Here is an 18,907-nt window from a genome sequence, read left to right on the forward strand (position 1 = left end):
TCCAGCTCCAGCGACTAGAATATTCGGTGGCTTCGCTTCTTCCGCCGAGGGCAAAACCGCCTCTATGTCAGAAGCTCCATCCCCCCTCATATTCTGAACAAGCCGCTTCCGCTTTTCAAAATAAAAAACGCTCATCCCAAGGCTTATTTGCCTAGGGACGAGCGTTTGCCCGCGGTTCCACCCTAGTTGACACACAAAGGTGTATGTCCACTTTATACTGTATTGCTCGGGACTGCCTGTTTCCTTGCAGTTTCAGGCTTGCACCATCCCTGAATCGCTTCTTTTTGCAAGTACTTATTTGTCCTTCATCGCTACCATATTTAAAAAATAGATGACCATATTCTATCATGTTCTTTTCTAATTCACAATAGAGAGACGCGTGTTTAGGTTAGTATATGCAGTGTCTGTTATGTAGTATAGCCCAAAACTTACTCTGCAAATACATTTTTAATATGTTTAGTGGCTTCACGTTTACTAAGCGGTGCGAGGTCATGCGTTTGTACGAATTCCCATACCGCTTGAGGATTTGTTTTTGCGTATTTACGAAGTGCCCAGCCGATTGCTTTTTGAATGAAAAATTCTTTTGAGTGACTGAGTTGTCGGATTAACGAGAAGAGAAGCTTCGTATCTGTTTTTTCTTTATACTTGAGCTGAAATAAAAGGCATGTTCGTTGCAGCCACATATTATTAGATTGCATCCATTTTTGCACATACGATTCGATTATATCCGGATGTTTTGACAAGATAAGACCGACAAATTGACTTGCAAGCATATCCACAGAATCCCACCATGATTTTGTCGTAATGAGCTCTTCTAAGAGTGGAATATACGTTTCATCTAAATGTTTTCGATATTTATCTAGTAGCGTTAAAGCAAGCATTTGAAATTCTCGTTCTGGCAGTGCCCAAAGTTCGCGAACAATTATGGGAAGATCTGCTACTTTCGGTGCTTCAGTGCTTTGCAGTACTTCTCGAAATAATTGCTTTCGTTCTGGTGTTTGAATGCCGAGAAAGGGAAAGTGATCTTTCATATAACGCTGCATTGGTTCAGCTTTTTCACGGTTTCGATGTGCTTCAAAGTGTTTTTGTAAGCTTTCAGTGAAAGGATGCATATGTTCATTCCTCATTCCTGTTTTTATCCCGCATTAACGGGCAGTAAGACCCCCACCTCAAGATTCAGAGAGAGCAAAGAAGATAGGTGGGGGATAACTGCNNNNCTAACCGTCAGTGGGGGATGAAGAACCCCCCACTGACGGAAGTTTCACTTTATTTCAGTGTAACGTTTTTTGACCAAGATAAAAATTTTTTTATTCACTTCTTAATACTTTTTATGGCGAATATATAGAAAAAGAATGGAATTAAGACAGAAGGGGGTACTAGAATGGATAACCAAATTGTCATAGACGGTGCACAGAGTGACGGGATTATAGCCGGATTTTTAGCGTTAGGACTTATTTTTGTTATTATCTTTTTAGTTTGGGCTGTGGTGGCGTATTTGTTAACGGCATTTGCTTTGTATAACATGGCAAAAGCGGATGGATTAGAAGATTCTTTCTTTGCATTTATTCCATTTTTAAATTGTAAAACATGGGGAGATTTAATTGGAAAGAAATTTCCGCAATTTATGCAGCCGCAATCAGGTTGGAAGTTAGTTGGTGTATATGTTGCTTGCTTTATTATCGGATGGATTCCGTTTTTAAATGTTGTATCGTCAATTCTGTTATTTGTATTAGGAATTTATGTTATCTATTTATTATTTGAAAGATACACAACAAATGCAGTACTATATACGGTTCTACATGTTATTACATGTTCTATTTTTCTTCCGATTCACTTATTTGTAATCCGCAATAATGAACCGAGATATTGAGGGAAAGAAAAAACGGAAGGGGCTCCCCTTCCGTTTTTTCGTTACATTAAGTAACGTAAATAAATATAAATGTTCGAAATGATTAATGAAACAATTGTAATTGGGAAGCCGACTTTTAAGAATTCCATATAGCTAAAGCCATGCCCTTCGCGGTTTGCGATACCTGCAACAATTACGTTTGCAGATGCCCCGATTAATGTTCCATTTCCGCCTAAACAAGCACCGAGTGCTAATGACCACCAAAGTACATCAACTTGTGCATCGGATGGTGTTAAGCCAAGTCCAACTGCCATATCGTTAATAAGTGGAATCATTGTTGCAACGAATGGGATGTTATCAATCGTTGCAGAAGCGATACCTGATACCCATAAAATAAGTACAGAAGCAAAGGAAATGTCACCGCCAGTTACATTTAATACTTGCTGTGCTAACGATTTAATTAAACCAATATCAATAAGACCGCCAACGAGAACGAATAAACCAGCAAAGAAGAAAATTGTAACCCATTCAACATGCGCAAACACATCTTCAATTTCATGTTCTTTCACACCGATTAACATTAATACAGTTGCTCCTGTTAAGGCAATAACTGCTGCGTCAATGTGAAAAATGGAGTGTGTCATAAAGCCGATGATTGTAAGACTAAGTACCGTTAATGATTTTTTCATGAGTACTGGATCTTTAATATATTGCTTTTCATTTAAGCTCATCAATTTTTTAATTTGAATCGGATCAGCTACTAATTGTTTTCTGTATACGAAGTACAATATAACCGCTGTCACAGCGATAATAATAATGGCAATTGGAGCTAAGTTCACTAAAAAGGCATTAAAATCTAAATGTTTATTTGATGAGCCAATCATAATGTTTGGCGGGTCACCAATAAGTGTAGCCGTTCCGCCGATATTTGAGAAAATAATTTCTGATAGTAAATACGGCACAGGATTAACTTGTAAAATACGTGTGATAGATAGTGTAACTGGTACAACGAGAAGAACAGTTGTCACGTTGTCTAAAAAAGCAGAACCAACTGCAGTTAGTAAGGAAAGAATAATTAAAATGCGAATTGGATTTCCTTTTGCCTTCTTAGCGGATTTAATCGCAACGTACTGAAAGACTCCCGATTTACTTGTAATGTTAACTAAAATCATCATACCGATAAGTAAGGTAATCGTTCCCCATTCAATATGCTTTGTAAATGCGTTATGTAAATCAACAACGCCTACAATGACCATTAAGGCTGCACCGAGCAGCGCGATGACAGCACGATTAATTTTTTCAGAAATGATAATGGCATATGTAACTAAAAAGACCACAATTGCAAAATAGTATTGCCAGTTTGCAATTTCTTGTGTTGTTTCGTGCAAAAATCTCATCTCCTCTCAGAAGTTTTTCTTATTATTTGATACAATTGCGAAATAAACACAATTAAAGACATTATAAAGTAGAAAAATGCATGCTGTAAATGAAAGCCCCAGTTTTGTCATATTTTCTGCAAAAATGAATTAAGCCATTTTCTTGTTTTTGAAAATATTTGCTGCTATTTGACATATATATAAGATACACCTTATGGAATGTATGAAGTGAAAGTTTTATTTGGATTTGGTCTCTACATTAAAATTCGTAAATTCAAAAGTGTTTGTCATGATTTGTTATGGTATACTGGATGAAAATGGAAGAGTTAATAAGGAAGGGATCGTATGGATGAACAACAACTTTTATTTTTAGATTTTGAGTTCACGATGCCTCAAAATCGTAAAAAGCCAAAAGGTTTTTTTCCAGAAATTATTGAGGTTGGAATTGTTTCGGTTGTGAATCATGTTGTAGTTGATACGTATTCTTCTTATGTAAAACCAGCAACTTTTTCGGCATTAACAGAGCGGTGCAAAACATTTTTAGGAATTGGGCAAGAAGCGGTGGATAATGGGATTTCATTTGCAATGCTTGTTGAACGGCTAGCAAACTATGAAAAACGTTGCACTGCAACGGTTGTGACGTGGGGAAATATGGATATGAAAGTGCTAAAGCATAATTGTGAAGTAGCAAATATCCCTTATCCATTTGCAGGACAATGTCGTGACTTATCATTAGAGTATAAGCGTTTTTTTGGAGAGCGAAACCAAACTGGATTATGGAAAGCAATTGAAGCATACGGAAAGGTCGGAACAGGTAAGCATCACTGTGCGTTAGATGATGCGATGACGACATATAATATTTTTAAACTGGTGGAGAAAGATAAGCAATATTTAGTAAAACCAGCTCCTCCAACACTTGGTGAGCTTGTAGACTTTTCAAAAGTATTAAAAAGAGTGAGTGCACAATAACGACCAAATTACAATTTTAATTGTAGTTTGGTCGTTTTGTTGTTTTTACAATTGATAATCATGTTTTAATTGTTCTAGCATTTGTAAGCTGCGCTCTGCGAACGGAGTGTCGTCTTCTTGTAATTGCATGATTTGTTCTGTTAATGCTGTTTGCAGTGATTCTTTATAATCTGGCACATCGCCTTCATAACGTTTCACCATTGATTGCGGAATATTTGTTTGTTCACGAAATGCTAAGGCGCGGCGTTCGTGGAAAAAAGGTACGTCGGCTTGTTTTACATTATGTAGGTCGCCTTGCATTGGGTGTTTCACGACAGCTAGAACTTTTACAAGATAATGTTGCGGACGGACGTTTGTAATTTCTCCAATGTACTTACCTGTTTTATAAATACCTGTTACAATGTCGCCGATTTGGAATGTTTCATTCATATTTTTCACCTCAGTTTTATAGTAAGGAAAGTAAAGAGAAGAGTCAAAGAACTTATTTATTTCATTTCATGTCGAGTTGCTTGTGAATCTGAAGAAGTTTATAATTTACAATGAAATAACAGAAAATTCAGAGTAATCGAAGGTATGTATAGTTTGCTTCGACGATTTCACAGATATAGATGTATTTTTGCCATGGGATTTATTAAATAGAGTAAGGCTAGTAGGGGAAATACAAGACTGGGAAGTTAAGATTATAGGAACAAAAATGGAACACACATCTATGGCAGGTCTTACTATTAGAACTTTTAACTGCTTGTAATTTAATAAATATGTTGAGGTGACATATGTCGAATTTTAAATTTGAAAAATGTCTGGACATAGAAGGACTTTTTATTAGCTGAAAAGAAAAATATGTTATATGTTCCAGAAGGGTTTGCGCATGGTTTCTTAGTTCTTTCTGAAACAGCTGAATTTGCTTATAAGCTATCTGACTTTTATCACCCTGAAGATGAATGCGGTATTCTGTGGAATGATGAAACAATAGGAATTGACTGGCCGATCCCAGAAGGAATGGAGATTATAACATCAGAAAATGATAATAATCGTTCTGCCTTTAGTGAAGGAATAGCATTAAAACCTAAAAGAAAATAAAAATCTCACAGGGCCACTACGTATCCGACGGTAGTGGAACAATTATCAAAATATGGCGTTCAAGTAGTGGATGAAACGGTCACTGATCGGTGAAGAAATGATTGAACAGGTGTTAGATAGTGTGAAACCTGTAAGGTGAACAATTTTATCTTAAAGTGTAGAAAGTAAAAGCCAAAGTTGGAGGAAACAGGATTAGGGATTGATTTAGGGATTAAAGATTTTGCTATTTGTAGTACTGGGGAAGTTCACGAAAACATCAACAAAACAGGTAAAATAAGAAAACTAGAAAGAAAACTAAAATGCGAATAACGCTCTTTATCGCGAAAGTATGAAAATCTAAAAAAGAGAGGTGAAACATCTGTTACTAATAAAGGAGCGAATATAGGCAAAAATATTCTTAGAATACAAAAACTATATGCTCGATTGTCCAATATACGATTAGAGTATATAAAAGCTGTTGTGAATAAGTTAGTGAAAACCAAACCAACTTATATCACAATAGAGGACTTGCATGTAAAAGGGATGATGAAGAATAAGCATCTATCTAAAGCGGTCGCACAGCAATGTTTTTATACGTTTCAAACATGGTTATTAGCAAAGTGTAAAGAATACGGCATTGAATTACGCCAAGTAGACAGGTTCTATCCTTCTTCTAAATTATGTTCATGTTGTGGTCATAAGAAAGTGGATTTAAAACTGTCTGACAGAGTATATACATGCGAGTGTGGAAATGAAATAGATAGGGATTTAAACGCATCCATCAACCTTTTACAAGCAAAAGAATATACCATACTAACTTAACTAGTGGGTATATATGTACGGTGGGCTACATCGGAATTAACGCCTGTGGAGAGCCATATAAACCAAAGTAGCGAGTAGTTGGCAAAATGGGGTCCATAGAAGCAGGAAAACTCTAAGAGTATACATTTGTATATATTTTTAGTAGCAGTGAACAGTTATGATGCCTTTATACTTTCCGGAAGATAAGACAGAATATATTATACCTGCCATTGTATGTGTACTATTTATCATTGGAGCAATTGCGACGTGGCGTATGTTTATTAAATCATCAGAGAGAGAAGCGGAAAAATTGAAAGAGATAGAAAAACGCATTATGGAAAATCGGTAATTAAGGAAGAGTTGTTGACTTTCATACAGGATAAGTTGTTTTGTATGTTTCCTTCTAGGCTCGGACAATATAAGGATAGAATGAGTTTGGAGGGAACACGGATGAAAAAGCAACTCGTATTGGGATGTTTTGCAGCGATCCTCTTTGCTGGATGTGCGAAAGGGAACCCGAAAGAAATAGATGTGAAGCTGTATAATGCTTCTGGGGATCAAGTAGGAACGGCGAAGGTTATTCAGCAATCAAGTGGAGTAAAGATTTCGATTAAAGCAGAGGGGCTTACACCTGGTGTACACGGATTACATATTCATGAAGTAGGGCAATGTCAAGCACCGGACTTTACTTCTGCTGGGAATCATTTTAATCCAAATGATAAGAAGCATGGGTTATTAAACCCAAAAGGGTTTGAAAATGGAGATTTGCCGAATGTGATTGCAGATGGTGAAGGAAAGATTAAGGTGGGTATTACGGCACCGCAAGTGAACTTAAAAGAAGGAAAAACAACGATGAATAGAAAAGACGGTGCATCACTTATTATTACGGAAAATGCAGACGATGGGATGACACAACCAGCTGGAAATTCGGGGAAACGAATTGCATGCGGTGTCATTGTGAAAAAAGCTTCGGATCTAAAAAAGGAAAAAGAAAAGTAAAGAAAACCGAACGTTTGAAAGGTCGCCTAGAAAAAATATGGCGGCCTTTCTATATTTTGATGGCATAAGTAGAAAAGGAAATATGTAATAAGTGTGCACAGTCTTTAAGTTTGTTTTTTTTACAGATGATTACACCCTCTATGCGTAAACTTTCGTCATGTTCCTTAACAAAATTTGGTCCTTTGTGTAAGGGAACTGCGACATCCGCTAAAGCACGGACAATTTCACGACGATAAGTGGCTGTCGAAGAACGAACATGGAAGCTTTCCTTTATATTTTTTGAATTATAGCTATTCCCTCTTGCATGCATATTTCGTAGCTTAATTATCTAGAAAATCCTTTATAATAGATAAATAAGAAAGATCAAACCTAATCAAACTTCTAGTATAGGCTATTAGATATTCATGTTGAATAGTAAGGATGAGAGGAAAGGAAAGGAAAGGAAAGGAAAGAAAAGAATGGAACCTAAAATAATAAATATCCCGGCCAAAAAAATTGTTGGAGTTAGGAAAGAAACAACTTTTGCAAAAGATCCTGAAGTTACAATGGGAATATGGAAAACATTTATGCCGTTAAGAAATAGCATCCCTTCCAGAAGTAATTCTTGTTTTCTTTCCGTAAAGGTGTTAAACACTCCTTTAAATTTGAGTGATATGAACTATAGTTATGAAAAATGGGCTGCTGTTGAGGTTGAACATTTCGAAAAAGATACTGGTTCAGAACTATCTACGCATACGCTAGCAGGCGGCTTATATGCTGTTTTTATACATCAAGGAACAGCTTCTGATTTGAGTACATTCCAGTATATTTTTCAAGAGTGGTTACCGAATTCAAATTATAGTTTAGACTTAAGGGAACACTTTGAAGTTATGGCTGATCATTATCGTCCGGACGATGTAAACGCAAAAGAAGAAGTGTGGATACCGATAAAAGCAAAAGCTAAAAGTACTGATAAATAAAAGAGCTGATAAATAAAAGAGCTGGAGAGAAGATTTCCAGCTCTTTTATTATAATAATCAGATTCAAGTTTACATCGGTAGCTTTTTCTTAGAAGTACATGCAAATGCGCATTGTAAGCGGTGGAGCGCATCTTCTAATACGGAGCGCGGACAGCCAATATTTAAACGAATGTGCTGCTCACCGCCGGAACCAAATTTTTCTCCAGGCTCTACAATGATTTTTCCTTTTGTCTCTAATAATTCCATTCGTTCACTTTGTGTTAGTCCAAGTTTGGAACAGTCAATCCAAAGTAAGAACGTACCATCTGGCTGAGTAACAGATAGATTTGGAATATGCCTCTTAATAAAATCACATGTGAATTTTGCGTTTTCTTCTATATAAGGTAATAGCTCTGATAGCCATTCCGTGCATTCTGTGTATGCACTTTGCATGGCTACGTAAGCGAATGTGTTTAAGCCATGAAAACCTTGACGATTTTGTACACCTGTAAATGCGTTTCGCAGTTTTCCATTTGGAATAATAAGGACTGATGCTTGCAGTCCGGCGATATTAAATGTCTTACTTGGAGCGATGCATGTCACAGTTCGCTTCGCTAAGTTTGATGATAAAGAAGCAAATGGGATATGCTTACGTCCTTTGAAGATAATATCAGCATGAATTTCGTCTGTAACGACGGTTACATCATACATTTCACAAAGCTTGCCGAGTTTTGTTAACTCTTCTTCTGTCCATACACGCCCAATCGGATTGTGCGGGCTACAGAGAAGCATTAATTTTACACCTTGCTGAAATTGTTGTTCTAGTTGATCAAAGTTCATTGTATAAACGCCGTTTTCGACCTGTAATGGATTGGCGAGTACTTGGCGTCCATTCGTTGTTACCATTTCGAAAAATGGTGGATATACAGGCGGCTGTACTACTACGGAATCTGCTTTTTCTGTAAACGCTTGCACAGAAGTGCTAAGTGCAGGAACGATGCCGGGACTAAAGACAAGCCATTCTTTTTTAATGCCCCAATTGTATTGTGTTTGTACCCAATGACAAATCGCTTCTTTAACTTTTTCACTTGGTTCGTTATAGCCGAAAACAGGATGTTGTAAACGACTTTCTAAAGCCTTTTGAATTGGTGAGGGGATTGGAAAGTCCATATCTGCAATCCAAGCATGAAGAAGTTCTTCATTTTTGTGCGAGTCCCACTTCTTAGAGTCTGTACCACGACGATTGATTATTTCGTTAAAGTTCCCCATATGTATTACTCCCTTCAATTTAGAACGAATATATTGAAAATTCTCCCATTTCTTCTAGCATAGCTGATATGATACGATAAAGGGAAGTGGAATTTATGAAAAAGGCGGGAAGTGTATGGGGACATATGAGAAGATGGTAGACTTTGTGAAGAATTGGGACCCGTTTCAAATGGGACCGGAATTTTATGAAACGGAAGCAAGCGACATCGTCTACATTGTAAGTACATTTGATGATGCGAAATATATCGCAAAGAAAATACAGCACATTTATTTAATATCATTTGATAGAACATTACCTATTGAAAAGTGTCAATGGTTAGCAGAACAGTTGTTGTTATTAAAAGATGGCGGTAGCTGTAGTCTATAGTTTTTTCTGTAGAGGCGGATATCGAAAAGTTCATGAATGCGAACTTTTTGATATCTGCCTTTTGTTTTCTTAATTTGCTAAGAAAGTCATAATTTCTTCGCATACGTGCTCTGGTTTTTCTTCAGGTAATAAATGTCCTGTGTTTTCATAAGAAATAAAGTGTGAATGCGGCAGATCATTGTGCAGGCGGTGTCCAACTTCAATAGGAACAACACGATCTTTTTCTCCCCAAATGAGCAAAGTAGGTGTTGAGATCTTTTGCAGCTCTTTTGACGTTAAGTCTCCTTCACGATCGCGAATCATGCGAGTTAGTGCTGGGAAGATGCGATTATCATAAAAAGGTGCTGCATAGCCTTGCATCATTTCATTATCAATTAAAGAATGATCGTGAACAACGTTCATTAAATTATGGATGATGCCTCGCCTTACAATCCAATTTTTTACGTATAAATGAAAGAACGGTAAATAGGAAGTATAGATAAGCGGCAGTTTCGCCCGTGATAAATAACTTGAACTGCATAAAAGAACCGTCTTTTGGATTAAGTCAGGCCGTAATTTGTTTACATATAACGCAATTTGCCCTCCCATCGAATGGCCTACTAAAATAACGTGTTTTGTTTGTAATTGTTCGATAAGCTCAATGACAATCGTTGCGAGGTTCTCATAAGAGTATGTGAAATGATAAGGTTTATCGCTTTTGCCAAATGGCGGTAGGTCTAGGGCGATCACGTTCCCTTGCTTTGTTAAAAGGGGAATGAGACGCCGATAACTAAAGGTTGAAGAGAGAAACCCGTGAATTAAAACAAATGTTGGCTTTTCTTCGGAATCGAAAGACTGATAGAGCTCATAATGAATCGTCATCCCTCTTGTAGAAAAGGTGAAGTGAGGGAGTTGAACTTCGTTTTCCATCTTCATCACTCCGTTGTTTTTGTTCATATCATCTCCTTTTTGAGTTGGAATTATCCTAGATGAAACGAGAAGGGAAAGCGAAGGTCGACTTATATATTCCTATAAAAGAAAGGGTATGAATAATGAAGCGCCTGTTTATCAAAACAGGCGCTTCCACATTATTTTAGTTCAGCTACAATGTTCGGTGGTGTATGTCCTTGCAATCCAGTAACTAAATTTTTTGCTGCTGTCATTGCCATAGTTCGGCGTGTTTTTAACGTCGCGGAACCAATGTGAGGGAGCGTCACGACATTTGTTAGAGATAACAACGGGTTATCCTTTTCAATTGGTTCTTGTGTAAATGTATCAATGCCTGCCGCGAAAATTTTCTTTTGCTGCAATGCTTCAATTAAGGTAGTTTCATTTACTGTTTTCCCGCGGGATGCATTAATAAAAATGGCTGTTTCTTTCATCATATTAAATTCTTTTTCCCCAATTAAGTGATACGTTTCTTCTGTTAATGGTGTTAGAAGAACGATAAAATCTGCTTTTTGCAGTAACGTTTCTAATTCGCAATATTTTGCGCCAAGCTCCTGTTCTGCTTTTTCTTTACGGCTTCGATTATAGTACAAAACGTCCATATCGAAACCGAATTTTGCGCGTTTTGCAACGACTTCGCCGATGCGCCCCATACCGATAATTCCAATTGTTTGATGGTGAACATCTAAGCCGAAATGCTCTTTGCCAATTTCCGCATTCCATTGTCCTGACTTTACGTAACGATCAAGTTCACAAACGCGGCGCGATGCAGATAACATTAATGCAAAGATAAGATCAGCGACAGTATCATCTAACACGTAAGGTGTATTCGTTCCGATTATGTTTCTTTTCTTCATGGCTGCGATATCAAAGTTATCATAGCCGACAGAAATATTACTTACGACCTTCAATTGCGGAGCAACTTCGAGTAGTTCATCATCAATACTAGCCCCGAAATTTAATAGTCCGTGTTTATCTTTTACTTTTTCTAATAAGACATGGCGCGGGATTTTTTCATCGCCATCCCATTTTTCATATTCATAATGCTCAGCAATATATTCTTCAACAAATGCAGGAACTTTTTCTGCAATGTAGACTCTTTGTTGCATAGCTTCAGCCCCTTTCTATATGTATTGTCACATAATTCCTGAAAAAAATCTTCTTTTCAAATCGGAAAAGCAGTCTGTATAATTTAGAAAATATACAAAAAGGAAAGGGAGATTGCAATGACAGAAAAGGAATTAGAATTGTTAGCTTGTCTTGAGAAAAGTAGCCGATTATCTGAAGAAACATTAGCCAAAATGTTAAACATAGATGTAGAAGAAGTAATAGCAATTCTTGAAAAATTAGAAAGAGAAAAAGTGATTGTCGATTATGTAACATTGATTGATTGGACAAAAGTAAAAGAACACACAGGTTTAACGGCAATGATTGATGTGAAAGTTACACCGAAGCATGGTGTTGGATTTGATGCGGTAGCAGAACAAATTTATCGTTATCCAGAAGTGAAGTCGGTGTATTTAATGTCAGGGACATATGACCTTTCCATTACGATAGAAGGAAAAGGAATGGCTGAAGTTGCAACGTTTGTTGCGGAGAAGTTAGCGACAATTGAATCTGTCGTATCAACGACAACGCATTTTATTTTGAAAAAGTATAAACATGAGGGAATTATATATGAAAACAAAGATGATGATAAACGAATTGTGGTGGCACCATGAGTAAATTTGAATTATCAAAAGTAGCACAATCTTTACAACCATCCGGTATTCGCAAGTTCTTTGATTTGGCTGCCGGTATGAAAGGGGTTATTTCATTAGGGGTTGGAGAACCTGATTTCGTTACTCCTTGGAATGTAAGACAAGCATGTATTCGTTCGTTAGAAGAAGGATATACAGCTTATACTGCGAATGCTGGATTATTAGAGCTGCGTGAAGAAATTTCAAAATATTTACACAAACAGTTTTCAGTAGCTTATGATCCGAAAGAAGAAATCATTGTAACAGTTGGGGCGAGTCAGGCGTTAGATGTGGCAATGCGTACCATTGTTAATCCTGGTGATGAAGTAATTATTATTGAACCAAGCTTTGTATCGTATGCGCCGCTTGTTACGTTAGCGGGCGGTGTACCGGTACCTGTGTCTACATCCCCAGAGGATGAATTTAAAGTGCAGCCACAACAGATTGAATCGGCGATTACATCGAATACGAAAGCGATTTTACTATGTTCTCCAAACAATCCGACAGGAACGCTCTTAAATAAAGAAGAATTGGAGAAACTTGCTGTTATTGTGGAGAAATACAATTTAATTGTATTATCCGATGAGATTTATGCTGAGCTTGTTTATGATGAAACATATACAAGTTTTGCAAGTGTGAAACATATGCGTGATCATACGATTTTAATCTCTGGTTTTTCAAAAGGCTTTGCGATGACAGGCTGGCGCCTCGGTTTAATTGCAGCTTCTCAACATTTTACGGAACTCATGTTAAAAATTCATCAATATTCGATGATGTGTGCGCCGACGATGTCTCAATTTGCGGCACTAGAAGCATTACGCTCAGGGGAACAAGAGGTTATTCGTATGCGCGAGAGCTATAAACAACGCCGAAACTTTATGGCAACTTCATTTAATGAAATGGGATTAGATTGTCATATGCCTGGCGGAGCATTTTACGTCTTTCCCTCGATTCGTTCGACGGGATTATCTTCGGCGGAATTTGCTGAACGTTTATTGTTAGCGGAAAAAGTTGCTGTTGTACCTGGAAGTGTATTTGGTGAGAGTGGCGAAGGGTTTATTCGCTGTTCGTATGCAACGTCACTTGAACAGCTTATGGAAGCGATGAAACGTATGAAGCGGTTTGTAGAGAATGAAAAAAGGACAAAACGTAATACGTTTTGTCCATAAAAGGGGGGGAATACTAGAAAGCCATGTGTTAGTATTTTATCCCCATATTTGAAGATTTATACATGTAAAAGGAATTTTTTTCATGAATTTTGAATGAAAGTCAACTAGATGGTATAATTTACTAATACAAAAGGTAAACATATGGGAGTGTTTCTTATGTTAAATAAATATACAACTGGAGTGGTTGTGAAGGGAAAAGTAACAGGGATTCAAGATTACGGAGCATTCGTTGCATTAGATGAAGAAACACAAGGGCTTGTGCACATATCTGAAATTACAAATGGATATGTAAAAGATATTCATGATTTTTTTAAAGTCGGAGATGAAGTGGAAGTAAAGGTACTTTCAGTTGATGAGAAGAACGGAAAAATGAGTTTGTCATTGAAGGCTGCCAAACGGAAACAAGGGAAAGTACGTATTCCAAATCCATCTGCAAATGGATTTAACACATTACGAGACAAGTTAACAGAGTGGATTGAAGAATCGCAAATTACAAAATAAAAGCAGGGAGCCATGCTCCCTGCTTTTATTCGTGTTACATTATGATATAAAAGAATCAAACGTTTCTTTTGCTGCGCTTGTAATCAGAATAAAGAAACGTCCGTATGTCGGAAGGTAGGACAGATCTCCACTTGTTTACAAACAAGCAGAGATCTGTGTTTTATAATATCATAAGAGAGTTATCGAACTTGACGTGCTTCTGGGTGTGTTCCAAGCTCTTCAGAAGGTTTAAATAATAAACCAAGGTTAATTAAACCTGAAATACCTACAATGCCGTAGATAATTCGAGCAAGTGCTGTATCTTGTCCGCCGAAGATAGCTGCTACTAAATCGAATTGAAAGAAACCAATGAGTCCCCAGTTTACTGCGCCAATAATCGTAAATACTAAAGCAATGCGTTGTAATGTACCCATTTTAAGCAGTCCCTCCTTAAATGATGAAGCACAAACGAGCTACGTTTACTCGCTTAATCAAGCTTCTTTTATAGAATGGATACCTTTTGCCCTTCTTATACAAAAAAATTAAATTTCTCATCGAAAAAACAGGAGATATGACGATTTTGTAAAAAAAACAAATTGGGTACGCTTACATTTTGTAGTTCGCTTGATTTACAACGGTGGTTTCGCTAAAGTGAAGACAGAAATACATATACATACTGTATTGGAGGCAAAAAAATGAGCACACATGTAACGTTTGATTATTCAAAAGCATTATCGTTCATTAGTGAACACGAGCTAACATACTTACGTGATGCAGTAAAAGTATCACACCATGCAATCCATGAAAAAACAGGAGCAGGGAACGATTTCTTAGGTTGGGTAGAACTTCCGCTTGCATACGATAAAGAAGAATTTTCTCGCATTCAAAAGTGTGCGGAGAAAATTAAAAATGACTCTGACATTTTACTTGTTGTTGGTATTGGTGGTTCTTACTTAGGAGCACGAGCAGCGATTGAAATGTTAAATCATTCTTTCTACAATATGCTGTCTAAAGAACAGCGCAAAACTCCACAAGTGCTATTTGTTGGACAAAACATTAGCTCCACTTACATGAAAGATTTAATGGATGTATTAGAAGGTAAGGACTTCTCGATTAACGTCATTTCCAAATCAGGTACAACAACAGAACCTGCAATTGCATTCCGTATTTTCCGTAAGTTATTAGAAGAGAAATATGGAAAAGAAGAGTCGCGTAAACGCATTTATGCAACAACAGATAAAGCGCGCGGTGCTTTAAAAACATTAGCTGACGAAGAAGGCTACGAAACATTCGTAATTCCAGACGATGTTGGCGGCCGTTTCTCTGTATTAACACCAGTTGGTTTATTACCGATTGCTGTAAGTGGTTTAAATATCGAAGAAATGATGCAAGGTGCAGCTGCAGCTCATGATGACTTTGCGAAATCAGAGCTTGAAGAAAACCCAGCTTACCAATATGCGGTTGTACGTAATGCTTTATATAATAAAGGAAAAACAATTGAAATGCTTGTGAACTATGAGCCAGCACTTCAATATTTTGCTGAATGGTGGAAACAATTATTTGGTGAGAGTGAAGGAAAAGATCAAAAAGGTATTTTCCCATCTTCTGCAAACTTCTCAACTGACCTTCATTCTTTAGGTCAGTACATTCAAGAAGGACGCCGTGACCTATTTGAAACAGTTCTAAAAGTAGGCAAATCTACACATGAACTAAAAATTGAATTAGATGAGAACGATTTAGATGGATTAAACTACCTTGCTGGTGAAACAGTAGACTTCGTTAATACGAAAGCATACGAAGGCACATTACTTGCACATAGCGATGGCGGTGTACCAAACTTAATCGTAAACATTCCTGAACTAAATGAGTATACATTCGGTTATCTTGTATACTTCTTCGAAAAAGCATGTGCGATGAGCGGCTACTTACTAGGCGTAAATCCATTTGACCAACCAGGCGTAGAAGCATACAAGAAAAACATGTTTGCCTTGCTTGGAAAACCAGGATTCGAAGAACTAAAAGCAGAATTAGAAGAACGTTTGAAATAAGAAAAGCGGAGCCGACTGTTTAGGCCCGTCGGCTAAGGTTCTTTCGCACAGAAAGTGTTTTTTACTTTCTCTTGCGGAAGGTTATTAGACGGGAGGGCCTGGGAGGCGTAGCTGGACAAAGAAAAGCGGAAGCCGCTGGAGCTAGACAATAAAAAAGCTGTTGGGATTATCCTGACAGCTTTTTTTTGATGAATGCACGTCGGATGATGTCGTAAGGTCTTTATCCCGCACTAACGGGCAGTAAAGGCTGGGAAACACGTGGAAGAAAACTGCCCGTAAAAGCCCAATTGGGCGGGCTAACCATCAGTGAGAAAAGCTTCACTGATGGAAGTTTCACTTTAAATCATGTCGAAACGCCGATATATGTCATGTTTCCGTCGATATATTGAGAAAATCGCCGATATATGCAGTACGAATGGGGAATGCTAAAAAAAATCTAGAAAGGATGATCCAATTGATTCAGATTCATTCGAAGCTAGAAGGACAAACATTCGCCCTTTTCCAATTGGAAGAAACATTAAAGCCGCTGGGCTATACAATCGGCGGGAATTGGGATTATGAGAAGGGATGTTTCGATTATAAAATAGATGAAGAGGAAGGATATCAATTTTTACGATTACCGTTTACAGCCATTGAAGGGGAGCTTGATGTAAATGGAGTTATCGTTCGCCTTGATACACCGTACATTCTGTCACATGTGTATCAAGACGAATTAGATGATGAAGTGAAAACATTTACAGCAGGGATGACATCTTTTGATCAGTTTGCAGAACCGAAAGATCCAGACGGAGATATTCAAGCAAAATATATTGATATTGGGAAAGCTTTAGTTCGAGAATTAGAAGGATACTTGCTTAATGTTTAATTACAATCAGTAAATCATTTTTTTTCAGAGTAAAGGAATGAATCGGATTTATATGATAGTGTCCGTCACGTTGTAGACCAAGCAAGAGTATATTCTGTTTTAATAAATCACAGTTACAATATTCGAAAGTTTCACCATCGTATTGTTCAGGAGTATGCAGAAGTTGTAATTTATTTGCAGTAATTTCATTGTAAATTGTAAATAGTACTTCTGAAATCGAAGGGAATAATAAAGAAGCAGCAAATACATAACTCGTTAATTTATTTCCTTCAATAATTTCTGTTGCACCTGCTCGTTTAGCGTTATGAATTTGATCGGAAGTTAACATTTCAACGATACAATATATAGTTGGGTTTAATCCTTTCGCTGTTAAGATGGTTAAAATAGACTGTGTATCAGCAGAGCTCTCGCTTTTTTCTTTGTCAGCTGTAATCAAAATAGTATGCGCAGTACGAATATTTGCTTTGAGTAAAATATGATCATGATGAGGACAACCTTTAATAAATTGTAGATGATGAAATGATTTTGGCAGCAGAGGAAGTGTTTCATCTATGAGAACAATATCAAGGTTTGGTTGTAATACGCGCATTTGACTTACTACATGTTTCACACGTTCGTTCCAGCCGACAACAATCATATGTTTATGGCAAGAGGCAGCCTCCTCACCTTTTATTTTCATATATTGTTTACTAATCATTTCGGTAGCAAAAGATACCATATAATAAGAACCAAATCCGGTTCCTAACAAAATGAGAATGATTGCGAGGATTCTTCCTTGTATACTATGAGGAACGTAATCGCCGTATCCAACAGTGAATGTTGTGACAAGTGCCCACCATATACCATCGAACCATGTTTGAAAGTGAACGGGTTCTAATTTGTGAATAAGAAATCCAAAGAAGAGGATGAATAAACCAATTAAGGTGACCAGTCGTAAAATAATAGAATTGCGAAATGTATCTAAAATACTACTTCTTACATTCAATGTTTGTAGCTCCTCCCGCATCAATATAGTTCTCCCGCTATTCTTGGACAGTAAGACCCCCACTGATGGAAGTTCTACTTTATATTGTTGCCATTATGAAAAAAAGAAAAACCCCCTCATGAGTGAGGGAGTTGTCAGATGCTTTCCACTTCGGTTTGTTGAACGCTATCAAGCTGTTGAATCGCATAGTATACATTAGCTGTACGTATTTTTTGATCAACAGATAGTTTCATTTGCAGAAAATGTGCTCCATTTTCTAATGTTTTCAGTTTCATATTTTTAACTTTTATATCCATCTTTTTTATGTCATCGATGACCGTAGGGATATTTTCCATACTATTTACGACAAGGTTTACCGCAATTTCGCGTTGCCTGAGGGATTTTGGTCCTAAAATATTCATAACAAAAGGAATGAGTTCTACGCTAATCATAAGGAAACACATACCAGAAATAGCTTCTAAATAAAAACCGGCTCCCACTGCGATGCCAATTCCTGATGCTCCCCAAATCATGGCAGCAGTAGTTAAGCCTGCGATGCTATCGTTACCTCTACGTAAAATAACTCCAGCTCCTAAAAAACCAATTCCCGATACAACTTGAGCTGCTAAACGGAGGGGGTCCATAGTGATTCTGTTTGAGATAGAGCTTGGTAAATTATAAGCTGCTTTAATTGAAACAATAGTAAGTAAACAACTAATAATAGAAATAACTAAGCAAGTTTTTAAACCTAGTGGCTTTCGCTTTAGTTCACGTTCTAAACCAATTGCAAATCCTAAAATAGCAGAGAGGCCTATCTTAAGTAATAAATCGAAGTGTTCCAATTTGTATTCCTCCCCGTAATTTGGTGTAATAGATAAGCTGATATTTTCAGTATATGGTACAAGGAAGGAAAGTCGGACACTTTTTATAAAAAATATTGAAAAAGAGTGTTGCATTTCGAAAATCATCATGCTATATTAATAAACGTCGCTGCTGCACGAAAGCAGAAAGCAGACAAAAAAGAAGTAAAAAAACAATGTTGACATCAAAAAACAAAGATGTTAACATGAGGAAGTCGCAATTGAGCG

Annotated in this window: 20 protein-coding genes and 3 pseudogenes; 14 read left to right on the forward strand and 9 right to left on the reverse strand. The window is 37.2% G+C overall.

Annotated features, from left to right (window positions below):
- Nucleotides 1-428: 428 nt before the first annotated feature.
- Nucleotides 429-1,112 (reverse strand): DNA alkylation repair protein, encoded by a 684-nt coding sequence (locus V7024_RS17080; protein WP_335522099.1) that lies wholly within the window; start codon nucleotides 1,110-1,112, stop codon nucleotides 429-431.
- A 269-nt stretch (nucleotides 1,113-1,381) separates the two neighbouring features.
- Here V7024_RS17080 and V7024_RS17085 point away from each other — a divergent pair, with 269 nt between their 5' ends.
- Nucleotides 1,382-1,870 carry a hypothetical protein gene (locus V7024_RS17085; protein WP_335522069.1) on the forward strand — a complete coding sequence of 163 codons (489 nt, stop codon included), beginning with the start codon at nucleotides 1,382-1,384 and terminating at the stop codon, nucleotides 1,868-1,870.
- A gap of 41 nt (nucleotides 1,871-1,911) precedes the next feature.
- Here the strand turns inward: V7024_RS17085 and V7024_RS17090 are convergent, their stop codons facing one another.
- Complete coding sequence (locus tag V7024_RS17090; RefSeq protein ID WP_335522071.1) at nucleotides 1,912-3,237, reverse strand: ArsB/NhaD family transporter; 1,326 nt, start codon at nucleotides 3,235-3,237, stop codon at nucleotides 1,912-1,914.
- Nucleotides 3,238-3,570: 333 nt separating this feature from the next.
- Between V7024_RS17090 and kapD the strand changes: the two genes are divergently transcribed.
- The gene (gene kapD / locus V7024_RS17095; RefSeq protein WP_335522073.1) at nucleotides 3,571-4,194 is read left to right on the forward strand and encodes a 3'-5' exonuclease KapD; all 624 of its coding nucleotides are present in this window, start codon (nucleotides 3,571-3,573) and stop codon (nucleotides 4,192-4,194) included.
- Nucleotides 4,195-4,239: 45 nt separating this feature from the next.
- Here the strand turns inward: kapD and V7024_RS17100 are convergent, their stop codons facing one another.
- Nucleotides 4,240-4,623: a kinase-associated lipoprotein B gene (locus tag V7024_RS17100; protein WP_335522075.1), complete on the reverse strand. Its 384-nt coding sequence runs from the start codon at nucleotides 4,621-4,623 to the stop codon at nucleotides 4,240-4,242.
- A 148-nt stretch (nucleotides 4,624-4,771) separates the two neighbouring features.
- Here V7024_RS17100 and V7024_RS17105 point away from each other — a divergent pair.
- The 6 genes and pseudogenes from V7024_RS17105 to V7024_RS17130 all read left to right on the forward strand — a co-directional run.
- Nucleotides 4,772-4,921 (forward strand): annotated as a pseudogene (locus V7024_RS17105) (DJ-1/PfpI family protein); the annotation flags it as partial.
- Between the two features lie 104 nt (nucleotides 4,922-5,025).
- Nucleotides 5,026-5,274: pseudogene (gene rfbC, locus V7024_RS17110) on the forward strand (dTDP-4-dehydrorhamnose 3,5-epimerase); the annotation flags it as partial.
- Nucleotides 5,275-5,442: 168 nt separating this feature from the next.
- Nucleotides 5,443-6,075 (forward strand): annotated as a pseudogene (locus V7024_RS17115) (RNA-guided endonuclease InsQ/TnpB family protein); the annotation flags it as partial.
- A 157-nt stretch (nucleotides 6,076-6,232) separates the two neighbouring features.
- Nucleotides 6,233-6,403, forward strand: a complete 171-nt coding sequence (locus V7024_RS17120) for a hypothetical protein (RefSeq protein WP_306198779.1) — start codon at nucleotides 6,233-6,235, stop codon at nucleotides 6,401-6,403.
- Between the two features lie 101 nt (nucleotides 6,404-6,504).
- A complete protein-coding gene (locus tag V7024_RS17125) occupies nucleotides 6,505-7,053 on the forward strand; it encodes a superoxide dismutase family protein (protein WP_335522078.1) in 549 nt (182 codons plus the stop codon).
- Nucleotides 7,054-7,511: 458 nt separating this feature from the next.
- The gene (locus tag V7024_RS17130; protein WP_335522080.1) at nucleotides 7,512-8,012 is read left to right on the forward strand and encodes a GyrI-like domain-containing protein; all 501 of its coding nucleotides are present in this window, start codon (nucleotides 7,512-7,514) and stop codon (nucleotides 8,010-8,012) included.
- 69 nt (nucleotides 8,013-8,081) lie between these two features.
- Here the strand turns inward: V7024_RS17130 and V7024_RS17135 are convergent, their stop codons facing one another.
- The gene (locus V7024_RS17135) at nucleotides 8,082-9,260 is read right to left on the reverse strand and encodes a MalY/PatB family protein (RefSeq protein ID WP_335522082.1); all 1,179 of its coding nucleotides are present in this window, start codon (nucleotides 9,258-9,260) and stop codon (nucleotides 8,082-8,084) included.
- A 115-nt stretch (nucleotides 9,261-9,375) separates the two neighbouring features.
- Here V7024_RS17135 and V7024_RS17140 point away from each other — a divergent pair, with 115 nt between their 5' ends.
- Nucleotides 9,376-9,627: a DUF1871 family protein gene (locus V7024_RS17140; RefSeq protein WP_335522084.1), complete on the forward strand. Its 252-nt coding sequence runs from the start codon at nucleotides 9,376-9,378 to the stop codon at nucleotides 9,625-9,627.
- 69 nt (nucleotides 9,628-9,696) lie between these two features.
- Here the strand turns inward: V7024_RS17140 and V7024_RS17145 are convergent, their stop codons facing one another.
- The gene (locus V7024_RS17145; RefSeq protein ID WP_335522101.1) at nucleotides 9,697-10,536 is read right to left on the reverse strand and encodes an alpha/beta fold hydrolase; all 840 of its coding nucleotides are present in this window, start codon (nucleotides 10,534-10,536) and stop codon (nucleotides 9,697-9,699) included.
- Nucleotides 10,537-10,694: 158 nt separating this feature from the next.
- Nucleotides 10,695-11,663, reverse strand: a complete 969-nt coding sequence (locus V7024_RS17150; RefSeq protein WP_335522086.1) for a 2-hydroxyacid dehydrogenase — start codon at nucleotides 11,661-11,663, stop codon at nucleotides 10,695-10,697.
- 117 nt (nucleotides 11,664-11,780) lie between these two features.
- On the opposite strand from V7024_RS17150, the gene V7024_RS17155 reads away from it, so the two are divergent.
- From V7024_RS17155 to yugI, 3 genes are all read left to right on the forward strand, one after another.
- Nucleotides 11,781-12,275 carry an Lrp/AsnC family transcriptional regulator gene (locus V7024_RS17155; RefSeq protein ID WP_020062563.1) on the forward strand — a complete coding sequence of 165 codons (495 nt, stop codon included), beginning with the start codon at nucleotides 11,781-11,783 and terminating at the stop codon, nucleotides 12,273-12,275.
- A complete protein-coding gene (locus V7024_RS17160) occupies nucleotides 12,272-13,462 on the forward strand; it encodes an aminotransferase (RefSeq protein ID WP_335522089.1) in 1,191 nt (396 codons plus the stop codon). Before V7024_RS17155 ends, V7024_RS17160 begins: the two co-directional genes overlap by 4 nt.
- Nucleotides 13,463-13,618: 156 nt before the next feature.
- Complete coding sequence (gene yugI / locus V7024_RS17165) at nucleotides 13,619-13,963, forward strand: S1 domain-containing post-transcriptional regulator GSP13 (RefSeq protein ID WP_335522091.1); 345 nt, start codon at nucleotides 13,619-13,621, stop codon at nucleotides 13,961-13,963.
- 179 nt (nucleotides 13,964-14,142) lie between these two features.
- Here yugI and V7024_RS17170 read toward each other — a convergent pair whose 3' ends face one another.
- A complete protein-coding gene (locus V7024_RS17170; RefSeq protein WP_020062560.1) occupies nucleotides 14,143-14,376 on the reverse strand; it encodes a DUF378 domain-containing protein in 234 nt (77 codons plus the stop codon).
- A 261-nt stretch (nucleotides 14,377-14,637) separates the two neighbouring features.
- On the opposite strand from V7024_RS17170, the gene V7024_RS17175 reads away from it, so the two are divergent.
- Together V7024_RS17175 and V7024_RS17180 are read left to right on the forward strand one after the other, a co-directional pair.
- Nucleotides 14,638-15,990 carry a glucose-6-phosphate isomerase gene (locus V7024_RS17175; protein WP_335522094.1) on the forward strand — a complete coding sequence of 451 codons (1,353 nt, stop codon included), beginning with the start codon at nucleotides 14,638-14,640 and terminating at the stop codon, nucleotides 15,988-15,990.
- A 454-nt stretch (nucleotides 15,991-16,444) separates the two neighbouring features.
- The gene (locus tag V7024_RS17180; protein WP_335522096.1) at nucleotides 16,445-16,855 is read left to right on the forward strand and encodes a YugN-like family protein; all 411 of its coding nucleotides are present in this window, start codon (nucleotides 16,445-16,447) and stop codon (nucleotides 16,853-16,855) included.
- Here V7024_RS17180 and V7024_RS17185 read toward each other — a convergent pair.
- A complete protein-coding gene (locus V7024_RS17185; protein ID WP_438824479.1) occupies nucleotides 16,845-17,840 on the reverse strand; it encodes a potassium channel family protein in 996 nt (331 codons plus the stop codon). The genes V7024_RS17180 and V7024_RS17185 overlap by 11 nt on opposite strands.
- 134 nt (nucleotides 17,841-17,974) lie before the next feature.
- A complete protein-coding gene (locus tag V7024_RS17190) occupies nucleotides 17,975-18,661 on the reverse strand; it encodes an MgtC/SapB family protein (protein ID WP_098918041.1) in 687 nt (228 codons plus the stop codon).
- Between the last annotated feature and the right edge of the window lie 246 nt (nucleotides 18,662-18,907).

Origin of the sequence: Bacillus sp. JJ864, from assembly GCF_036963045.1 — a bacterium.
Taxonomy (GTDB): Bacteria; Bacillota; Bacilli; order Bacillales; family Bacillaceae_G; genus Bacillus_A; species Bacillus_A pseudomycoides_C.

Bases quoted from the DNA above. Each gene is read 5' to 3' on its own strand.
- V7024_RS17080 (WP_335522099.1), bottom strand. From the start codon at position 1,112: ATGCATCCTTTCACTGAAAGCTTACAAAAACACTTTGAAGCACATCGA.
- V7024_RS17085 (WP_335522069.1), top strand. From the start codon at position 1,382: ATGGATAACCAAATTGTCATAGACGGTGCACAGAGTGACGGGATTATA.
- kapD (WP_335522073.1), top strand. From the start codon at position 3,571: ATGGATGAACAACAACTTTTATTTTTAGATTTTGAGTTCACGATGCCT.
- V7024_RS17100 (WP_335522075.1), bottom strand. From the start codon at position 4,623: ATGAATGAAACATTCCAAATCGGCGACATTGTAACAGGTATTTATAAA.
- V7024_RS17120 (WP_306198779.1), top strand. From the start codon at position 6,233: ATGATGCCTTTATACTTTCCGGAAGATAAGACAGAATATATTATACCT.
- V7024_RS17125 (WP_335522078.1), top strand. From the start codon at position 6,505: ATGAAAAAGCAACTCGTATTGGGATGTTTTGCAGCGATCCTCTTTGCT.
- V7024_RS17130 (WP_335522080.1), top strand. From the start codon at position 7,512: ATGGAACCTAAAATAATAAATATCCCGGCCAAAAAAATTGTTGGAGTT.
- V7024_RS17135 (WP_335522082.1), bottom strand. From the start codon at position 9,260: ATGGGGAACTTTAACGAAATAATCAATCGTCGTGGTACAGACTCTAAG.
- V7024_RS17140 (WP_335522084.1), top strand. From the start codon at position 9,376: ATGGGGACATATGAGAAGATGGTAGACTTTGTGAAGAATTGGGACCCG.
- V7024_RS17145 (WP_335522101.1), bottom strand. From the start codon at position 10,536: ATGGAAAACGAAGTTCAACTCCCTCACTTCACCTTTTCTACAAGAGGG.
- V7024_RS17150 (WP_335522086.1), bottom strand. From the start codon at position 11,663: ATGCAACAAAGAGTCTACATTGCAGAAAAAGTTCCTGCATTTGTTGAA.
- V7024_RS17155 (WP_020062563.1), top strand. From the start codon at position 11,781: ATGACAGAAAAGGAATTAGAATTGTTAGCTTGTCTTGAGAAAAGTAGC.
- V7024_RS17160 (WP_335522089.1), top strand. From the start codon at position 12,272: ATGAGTAAATTTGAATTATCAAAAGTAGCACAATCTTTACAACCATCC.
- yugI (WP_335522091.1), top strand. From the start codon at position 13,619: ATGTTAAATAAATATACAACTGGAGTGGTTGTGAAGGGAAAAGTAACA.
- V7024_RS17170 (WP_020062560.1), bottom strand. From the start codon at position 14,376: ATGGGTACATTACAACGCATTGCTTTAGTATTTACGATTATTGGCGCA.
- V7024_RS17175 (WP_335522094.1), top strand. From the start codon at position 14,638: ATGAGCACACATGTAACGTTTGATTATTCAAAAGCATTATCGTTCATT.